Here is an 8,150-nt window from a genome sequence, read left to right as displayed (position 1 = left end):
AGCAGGCGCTCGGCTTCGAAGCCGGAGCTGCAACGCGAAATGCATTACCTGAGGGCTTCGACCTTGTTGACGGGCAGCAACGCACTCGCGCGCTGATGCTAGCCTTCGATCGACCGCAGGCGTCCGGCAAATGCCTTTGGGTCAACCTCGCTAATGCCGAGCCGGATGGTGCTCCATCGCTCAGGCTTACGACCCGCAACCAACCGTTCGGCTACGATGCCGAGGGCACCAAGCTCCGAATCCGCGAGCGGAGGGCGGCTCGAACGCTTTATGAGGAACGCGATGCCCGAGGCGACGACCTCGGCTCGATTTTTGACCATCGGCTTTTTGATCGAGAGATCGAGAGAGGAGCTTGGCCGCCGAGCCCACACCTCGCCGACTCGGCGAAGGGGAGTGCCTACGTCCCGATGAATGAGGTCATGAACTGTTTCAAGGTCTACGGCAGTGATCGGCTGGGCTTTAAAGAGGCTGTCACCGCCTTGGTCGGTCGCGAGGCACGACAGGTAAACGGGGAGGTGGTGCGTAGCCTTAACACCGCGCTCGAGCGCTTCGCAGCGGCCGAGGTTGCGCTCCTGCTCGTTGACCTAGAGACAGCACAGGGCGATGGATCTGACCTGTTGCTTCGTCTGTTCGAACGGGTAGGCGCTGGGGGCACGGCGCTATCGGAGTCGGAACGGCTCTACTCAATCTACAAGCACCACTTTCCGCGGGTGCGTGACCTCGTGGAGGCGATCGAAGTTTCCTCGGGTCGTATCATGACCTCGACTCTAATCGCGAACACTGCGTTGCGCATTGCCAATGTGTCCTCTTCGGAGGCACACGAAGCCCCCGTGCCGCATGCCCTCGGCGCGCTTCTTAATCCGCGTCGCAGCGACGATCGGGCCGGGCGCTTTCGCCACGCCCTCTTCGACCTTCTTCCAACAGAGGGCTGCGGCAATATCAGCACGTCTCCGACAACTGGACGACTGACGGCGGCATTCGCGAGAGTCATAGGCCTGCTCCGCTTCGAACCGGCGCAGAATCCGGAGGGGCTGCCCAAGCTCATGCTGGCGGAACTACCGCACGAGCTCGTTCAGGTCATGGTCTACTGGGCCGTGTGCGCAGATGCGCCCGGACGCGTCGCAAGCCGCTTCGAGGCAGCGGAGGTGATCCGCTTCGCTTTGTTCTGGCGCCTGTGCGCGACGAGCCACCTCCAGTGCGCTCGCAACGCAATCCATTGGCTCAGAGCGCGCAAGAAAGCGGGTGCTGACCTATCGATCTTCCCCGGCTTAGCGCTCTACCGCTTACTGACTGGCCAGGCGGAGGGAAGTTGGGGCCAAAACGCCCGGCTGCTCGTCCCGCCCAACCAGATGTTGGACTTCAACTGGGCCGCTCCGCGTGGCGCGACGTGGCTGTCCTCCAAGAACCGCTTTGAGCACGATCAGACCCACCCGGCTAGGCGCCTCTTCCATGCATGGTGGTGGAGCGGCGGACAGATGCTACTTTGGTTGCAACGACGCTATCTCGAGGCAGAGTTCGCCCACTACGATCCCTTAAGCGAGCACGACGATGACCGGCCCATCGACCTGGATCACCTGCAACCTAAGGCACACTGGCGCTTCGACTGGCGGCAAAGGGATCAACACCTTGCGCAACTCCCGGACGTGGGTGAGCGCTGGGCGTTTAACGAGGGGCGGGATCCGCTAGGCAACAGCGTCGGCAACTACCGCTGGGTCGGCTCGGCAAAGAACCGCAGCGACGGTGCTCTTGGATTGGCGGATAAGCTGCGTCGCGCGCGGGGCGATGACGGTGGTGAGATCGAGCCTTGGCTGGCGGAGGCGTTTGACCCGGGCGCCATAGATGCCTGGATCATGGCCGACGCGTCGAAAGGGTGGACGGGGGAGCGCGTCGCCCAGTTCCAGCGAGTGGTCGAAGAGCGTGGGCTGTGGCTCTACCGTCGCTTCTTCGAGGGGGCTGGCTTCGAGCTATGGCTGGACGAACCAACAGGGGCCTAAAGTTCCGGGCGTTGGTCATGGCTGCGTTCGCGCCGAGGCCCACCCACCGCACATACCCCCGGTGGCCTACCCTTGCTCATCGACGCGATCCTGACGCTGGGTCACCGCACGGTGACGAGTATCCTCCCATAGTGGCCAGTTCGCACACCTTCAGCGCTTCTTCCGTGCCTTACGCCAGTGACATAGAAGCCCCCAAAAAACTTTGGAACAAAAGAAGAACGACGTGCTATGGTATCCCGTGCCGGCCGAACCAGCCGACGCAATATAGCGGATGTCGATCACGGCTTGGCGGAACATGACGCCGGCTTATGAGGTGCCGCACCGAACGGGTATCAGCTCACGCGCTCCCCTGCAGAGATGCAGGACGCCTTGAGCGGGTTGCTCCGGCAGTCACGCTGACTGCGAATGCACAAGCACAAGACGGAAGCTCTGCGTCGCCGCACCTTCCGCTCAGTGCGTCGTCGACGGCTAGCGACGCGCTGAGGCATCAGGTTCACCTGATAACCGCGTGATCCGCAAGGATCGGAGATCGGAACCACCTGCTCGGTCAATGGACGCCACCGAGCTGCAGCCCAGGTCGGCTGCTAGGTTCTTCGCCACTTCGACGGAAAGTCGATCTTTTCTCCTCCACCACTGACTCTGCGAAGGGATTCGCCGTTTTCAGTTGTGGGGGAGAAAGTCTTCTCTGGAAAGCCAAGGAGAAGATCATCGACGACATACAGGCAGACCGAGCAGAGAGCGAAGGGCGAAGCCCGGAGCGAGCGCGAGAGGCTGCCCCGAGCCGAAGGCGAGGTCGACGCCGTTGCGGAGTGTCGCTGTGACGCCCGGCTGATGCCCCCTATGCCACTGCGCTCCTGTTCAGCGCGTCGATGACCTCAAACAGCCGGCTCGTCTCCGCGTCATCGAAGACCTGCTCCGGCCCCTGGGGCGCCACGTCCGTGAAGGGGCTCTCGTAGAGCAGACCCGGCTCCATCACGCCCTGGGCGGTCAGGTGATCAACGACGAGGCCGACGAAGTCGATCTGCTCGCGGCTCGCCGTTCCGCTTCCGAGGAACTCGGCAAACGCATCGTTCACCGCCTGCCGGTCGAGACCGACCAGCGAGCGCACGAAACGGCCGAAGCCAGCGCTCGCGTCACGCGCGCGTTCGATCGCCCCAGCGTCGCCGATCCCGGCCTCAAGCAGCATCTTCTCCAGCTCGACGAGATCGGTGGACGTGAGCGCCCGCCCATGCCGGAGCCGGCTGAGGGCGATGTGATCCTCGTGCTTCTTCAAGAAGGCACGCGCCTTGGCCTTGAAGCGCACGAAATCGACCTCGCCGACTTGCGGCAGGTCATGCGTGACCCCCTCGCCGATTTCGTCGGCGAAATCGGAGTAGACAATCGCGCGCTTGCGCTTTTCGATGTGCTGAATGAGATCGCGCAGCCGGTGCCGGACGAGCTCCACTTAAGATGCCTCTAGAGCGGCATCCGATCAGATTGGATCGTAGGCGTCGTAGCCTGCGGCCGCGAGATAGTTGCGGCACTCCGCCGTTGAGAAGCGCCTGAACGCGAGCTTGATGGTGTCCCAGAGCTCGCTGACCGTGCGGGCTGCGTCCGCGCGCAAAATCGCCTTGAGCTTGGCGAAGACGAGTTCGATCGGATTGAAGTCGGGTGAGTAGGCCGGCAGGTAGAGCAGCCGCGCGCCGGCCGCCTCAATGCGCTCGCGGATGCCGCCGACCTTGTGGGCGGGCAGGTTGTCGAGCACGACCGTGTCGCCGCGCTTCAGGGCCGGCACCAGGGTTTCATCGACATAGCTGCGGAAGCGGGCTCCGGTCATCGGCCCGTCGAAAAGGGCGGTGGCCATGAGGCCGTTGGCGCGTAGGCCGGCCGTGACGGTGATGGTTTTCCAATGCCCGATCATCTCGTCGACGGCAAAGACCTCCTGGTCTTCCAGACGCGCGGCCGGGAGGGGGTCCGGTTCCTCGGCCAGTTCGAGTGCGCCGGCTACAGCGCAGAAACGGCTCCAGACCGAGAAGGCAATCAGCGCTCCGCCATCGTCTTCGAGCTTGTGCCCGTGAACGCCAATGCGCCAGTCCACGACGAGGAGCAGCCGGTCGAGAACTCCGATCTCGACGTCGACCTTGTTGGCTTGCGTGCACGTGCCCTAGAGGCCGCCGAGGCAACACCGCAGGTCGTAGGCGCCGCAGCTCGCCGGAGCCTCTACAGGCGATCGGCAGTTGTCCGCCGCTATGTCCTCGCCCGAGCCGCTGGTGTCTGCGAGAGCTGCAACGAGCCAGCGCCGTTCGTCACCTTGCAGGGGGAGCCCTACCTCGAGCCCCATCATACCCGCCGTCTCAGTGACGGAGGTCCAGACGATCCGCGGTTCGTGGGTGCGGTCTGCCCGAGCTGCCACCGCGAGATCCACCACGGACAGCATGGGCACGCGAAGAATGAGGCTTTGATCCAGATCATCTGCCAAAAGGAAGCGGCCGTCGATGCCTGATGTCACATATTGCGACGCACGGACGTCTGTCTGAGAGGTTACGATGCGAGCGCCCGACGGACTGCGTCCGGTTCACGCTCGATAACTCGTAGGAGTGTCTGCATGGCTGTATCGGGCCGACGACGTCCCTGCTCGTAGGCTTCCATCGTCCGCGCTGAGATCCGAAACTGACGCTCGAACTCCTTTGTCGAGGCTGCAACCTTGCGCCGGATCGTCTGCACCCTCTCGGGCGTCAGCACGTCATCGGGCACTTCGTAGCTCTCGGCTTCGACCTCGCCACGCAGGTAGGCGGCCATCTCCTGGAAGGCTTCGACCAGATCGTCGCCGACCCGAGAGCCGGCAGGCTGCTGTGGGCTCTGCGTCATGGTTCGACTCCTTTGATGCTCGCGATCGCTTCGAGGATCGCCTTGCGCTGCTCCGGCAAAAGATCGTCACGCTCGTTCTTGGGGTAGGCCGTCATCATGAACAGCACGCCCAGTGTGACTGCGACATAGTAGATCGTCCGGCCACCTCCGCTCTTGCCACGCCCTGGCAGCGGAAAACGGGCCTTACGAGCCCCACGCAGTCCACGGATCATCGGGTGAGCCTCAGGCGCCCGGACGATCATCAACTCGATTTCGGTTTGGGCCTCGTCACTGAGGCCCATGCTCCTCATCGCCCGGATATAGGGCTTCAGCCGGACGACTTTCATGGGCACATACTACATCAGCGCATTGCGTCAGTGTAGTATGTTTGTCCGGCTGAGCGCCCTATCTTGAACGCCTAGGTTGCTCCGCGCTTTTTGTGCAGCTTCGGCAGGGGACAGACCGACATGAATGTGGAGACGAACGAGGCCGCGTCGAAGCGCCCGGCTGGATCCATCCCGGTTCGTCTCCTGCGGCAGACGTTGCTTTGGCCTCTCGCTCTGGATCTGCCAGCTCGCCCGAGCGACGATCCGGCAGAGTTCGTGAAAGCTCTTCGTGACGAAGTGGCTGGGATCACGGCCGATTTTGAACCTTGGAGTCGGATCGTTGATCCACTAAATCATTGGCCTATCAACACAGACGATCACAAGCGAGAAGCTTACGCAGAATTTGTATATTTCCACGATTTTGTGCAACAATTTCTTTATAGCAAACAGAGCGCTGATGTAAGACTGAAATTCGAAGAGCCTTTCCATGTATACCGGAGAGAGGACCTCGTCCATTTTGATGTCGGGTTTTCGGTCGGAGAAGTGGAACGACATGCTCGCTACGATGTCGATCGCTGCCTGCTCTACGTCTTTCGCACCGGTGTCGCCATCCTGGTGGTCGACCTTTCGCTGACCTCTCAGCTACTCACGGGAGATACCAGACCAACGGGCTTGAACGGCCGGCTCGTCAACGAGACGCTGACGCTCGCTGACGCGCAGACGCTGCTCGATCTTGTGCGACGCGCCTACACCCCGTTCTTCAGAGAGGGCAACGAGCTGCCTCATCTCGTCGTCACGCACGCGCGCTGGGTGCGCGGGAAGGGCAGCGAGAGCACGTTGCACGAGGTGGCGAAAGCCGCGGAGGCCGTCGCGATCCTCATCAAGGGCGAGCGGGAGCGCGCACCGCCCGTCTTCGACCATTGGCGCGAGATCCTGCCGGAGGCTTGGCACATCGGGGCTGCGCATGGCGAGGGGCGCACATGGCGCCACGTCGTGGACGAGCGCATGCCTATGCTTGCCGTCGTCTCCGTTGGCGAGCCCGGCGAGGTAGACAACCTGAAGTGCTTCGAAGCGATCCGGGACAGCGATCTTGCCCGCCTGTGCTTTGCCGATCACGAAGGCGAGGGTTCACCGGCCGATCCCGACTTCCTCGCTGGTTTCGAAGCCGCCCATATCTACGCGCGCTTTCGCCACTGGGGCACGCTCTACCTCGTCAGCGGCTACGCCTTCACCCAACTTCTCGCAGGCAGCAAGGACGGTGAGAGATACTTCGCGGTGCATATGCGCCGTCACTACTACCAGCTGATGCTCCTCGCTCAGTTTGAACTCGCGAGCTTGCTCGCGTTCTCGAGCCGCGTCAGCCGGATCATCGGTGCACATCATCGGGAGGTGAGCGAAAATCAGGGGTCAGAGGCGCGCCTTCAGCGCCGCATGCGCAGCCTTCAACGCGATGTCCTGGAGTTCGTGCACCGCTTCCGGTTCACCGGTGTGACGAACCAAGTTCAAGGCCAGGAGCTCACCGATCTATTGCGGCGACATCTGCGACTCGATGCAATCTACAGCGACCTGAAGGACGAGATCGACTCGGCCAACGACTTCCTGGCGCGCGCCGCCGGCGATCGCGAGGCGGCCGCTGCCGCGCAGCTCTCAGGCGTGGCGACCTTCGGCCTTGCTGCCTCCGTCGCCACCTCGCTTCTCGGCATGAACGTCATCTTCGATGCCGACACGGTCAAAGGCGTGGTGCGGAAACTCGGTGGCTTAGGTGCGAGTGACGAAATCTCTCTTCCCATCATATTCTCGGCGCAGTTCGTAGTCCTGGCCGCGGTAGTCAGCGCCGTGTTCGCCCTCTCCAGCCTCGTCGTCAAAGCGTCGCGGGAGCGCGGTGGCGCGCCTGCACAGGATGCGCGCATCAAGCGCATCCGCCGCATCCTCTCGTGGATCTCGCTCGGTGCGCTCGGCGCAGCAGGGACCGCGAGCGTGGTTCTGTGGAGACTGATCGCGCGTTTGCCTCCTCCACCGGTTTGAATTCGTCGCGCAGAAAAGACCCATGCACGACCCGCTCGTCCCACCCGAACCACGCCTGGACACGCCCGTTCCTCAACGGCTGCTCTTCCTGCTCGGTGGGCGCGATCGAGAGATGGTGGAGATTGGCCGTCTCGTGGCCGCGACGCTGGGACCGGACGCCGTTCGTGACGCGGGCCTCTCCTGGGGCGCACAAGCTTCGGTGTATGGCGCTGCCTTCGAGGAGGCGGCCGCGACAGGCCGCGTTCCTGTGCTCGTGGAGCTCACCCTCAATGTCGAGCCTCCAGCAGGTGCCATCGTCGTCGATCATCACGGCACACGTGCGGGTGATCCCTCGGCCCTGGCGCAGGTCTTTGCGCTGCTGCGGCTACCCGTAGAAGCTTGGACCCGGGAGCACGCACTCGTCGCCGCCAACGACGTCGGCCATGTCGATGGAATGCGAGCCATTGGAGCGACCACGGCTGAGGTAGCGCGCCTAAGGGCAGAGGATCGGGCGGCGCAAGGCATCACCCCTGAGGAGGAGGCACAGGGGCGAACCGCCCTCGCTCGGGCCGAGCATCCGCTGCCGGGCGTGCTGCTGGTGCGCCTGCCGCACACACGGACCGCGACGGTGACGGACACGCTGGTGGAGGCGGACACAATGCCTGACACGCTCCTGATCCTCACGCCCACCGGCGCGCACGCCTTCGGCTCCGGGACGTCCGTGGCGGCGCTGGATACCGCTCTGCCCGGGGGTTGGCAGGGGGGTGATCTGCCTCGTCGTGGCTATTGGGGCCTTTCACCTGCGCCGGAGGATGCCGAGGCACGGGCACTCGATGCGCTTGCAACAGCTGGGCCCGATTAGCGATTTTGACGACGATTTCCACGCACCTCTCCTGCAAAGCGATCTGCTCCGCGAAAATGGACCTTTGTGTGGAAGTCGCTCCGAATTTCTGCAATCTTGACAATGCGTTCAGAGGGATGGAGTTTGGCGCCCTCTGCC

General features: G+C 63.2%; 7 protein-coding genes and 1 pseudogene. 4 read left to right on the top strand and 4 right to left on the bottom strand.

Annotated features, from left to right (window positions below; all coding sequences use genetic code 11):
- Positions 1 to 1,994: hypothetical protein (locus tag MFF42_RS12765; protein ID WP_238256088.1), on the top strand; the 1,994-nt coding region annotated here is incomplete at its 5' end.
- 838 nt (positions 1,995 to 2,832) lie between these two features.
- Here MFF42_RS12765 and MFF42_RS12760 read toward each other — a convergent pair.
- A complete protein-coding gene (locus MFF42_RS12760; RefSeq protein ID WP_238256087.1) occupies positions 2,833 to 3,438 on the bottom strand; it encodes a type I restriction-modification enzyme R subunit C-terminal domain-containing protein in 606 nt (201 codons plus the stop codon).
- Positions 3,439 to 3,465: 27 nt separating this feature from the next.
- A pseudogene (locus MFF42_RS12755) lies at positions 3,466 to 3,888 on the bottom strand (transposase); the annotation flags it as partial.
- Positions 3,889 to 4,047: 159 nt separating this feature from the next.
- On the opposite strand from MFF42_RS12755, the gene MFF42_RS12750 reads away from it, so the two are divergent.
- Positions 4,048 to 4,476, top strand: coding sequence for an HNH endonuclease (locus tag MFF42_RS12750; protein ID WP_238256086.1), 429 nt, complete (start codon positions 4,048 to 4,050; stop codon positions 4,474 to 4,476).
- A 38-nt stretch (positions 4,477 to 4,514) separates the two neighbouring features.
- Here the strand turns inward: MFF42_RS12750 and MFF42_RS12745 are convergent, their stop codons facing one another.
- On the bottom strand, positions 4,515 to 4,841 hold the full coding sequence (locus MFF42_RS12745) for a helix-turn-helix domain-containing protein (RefSeq protein ID WP_238256085.1): 327 nt from the start codon (positions 4,839 to 4,841) through the stop codon (positions 4,515 to 4,517).
- Positions 4,838 to 5,167, bottom strand: coding sequence for a type II toxin-antitoxin system RelE/ParE family toxin (locus MFF42_RS12740; protein ID WP_238256084.1), 330 nt, complete (start codon positions 5,165 to 5,167; stop codon positions 4,838 to 4,840). The genes MFF42_RS12745 and MFF42_RS12740 overlap by 4 nt, the downstream gene beginning before the upstream one ends.
- A 120-nt stretch (positions 5,168 to 5,287) precedes the next feature.
- Between MFF42_RS12740 and MFF42_RS12735 the strand changes: the two genes are divergently transcribed.
- On the top strand, positions 5,288 to 7,171 hold the full coding sequence (locus tag MFF42_RS12735) for a hypothetical protein (RefSeq protein ID WP_238256083.1): 1,884 nt from the start codon (positions 5,288 to 5,290) through the stop codon (positions 7,169 to 7,171).
- 22 nt (positions 7,172 to 7,193) lie between these two features.
- Positions 7,194 to 8,012 carry a hypothetical protein gene (locus MFF42_RS12730; RefSeq protein WP_238256082.1) on the top strand — a complete coding sequence of 273 codons (819 nt, stop codon included), beginning with the start codon at positions 7,194 to 7,196 and terminating at the stop codon, positions 8,010 to 8,012.
- Positions 8,013 to 8,150: the final 138 nt, after the last annotated feature.

It is taken from the genome of Methylorubrum podarium (genome assembly GCF_022179745.1).
In the GTDB taxonomy this organism is placed as follows: Bacteria; Pseudomonadota; Alphaproteobacteria; order Rhizobiales; family Beijerinckiaceae; genus Methylobacterium; species Methylobacterium podarium.
This window is presented reverse-complemented; position numbering and strand designations above follow the sequence as displayed.

What these genes read in the sequence shown, in the direction of transcription:
- MFF42_RS12745 (WP_238256085.1), bottom strand. Translation starts at nt 4,841, where the DNA reads ATGACGCAGAGCCCACAGCAGCCTGCCGGCTCTCGGGTCGGCGACGAT.
- MFF42_RS12740 (WP_238256084.1), bottom strand. Translation starts at nt 5,167, where the DNA reads ATGAAAGTCGTCCGGCTGAAGCCCTATATCCGGGCGATGAGGAGCATG.
- MFF42_RS12735 (WP_238256083.1), top strand. Translation starts at nt 5,288, where the DNA reads ATGAATGTGGAGACGAACGAGGCCGCGTCGAAGCGCCCGGCTGGATCC.
- MFF42_RS12730 (WP_238256082.1), top strand. Translation starts at nt 7,194, where the DNA reads ATGCACGACCCGCTCGTCCCACCCGAACCACGCCTGGACACGCCCGTT.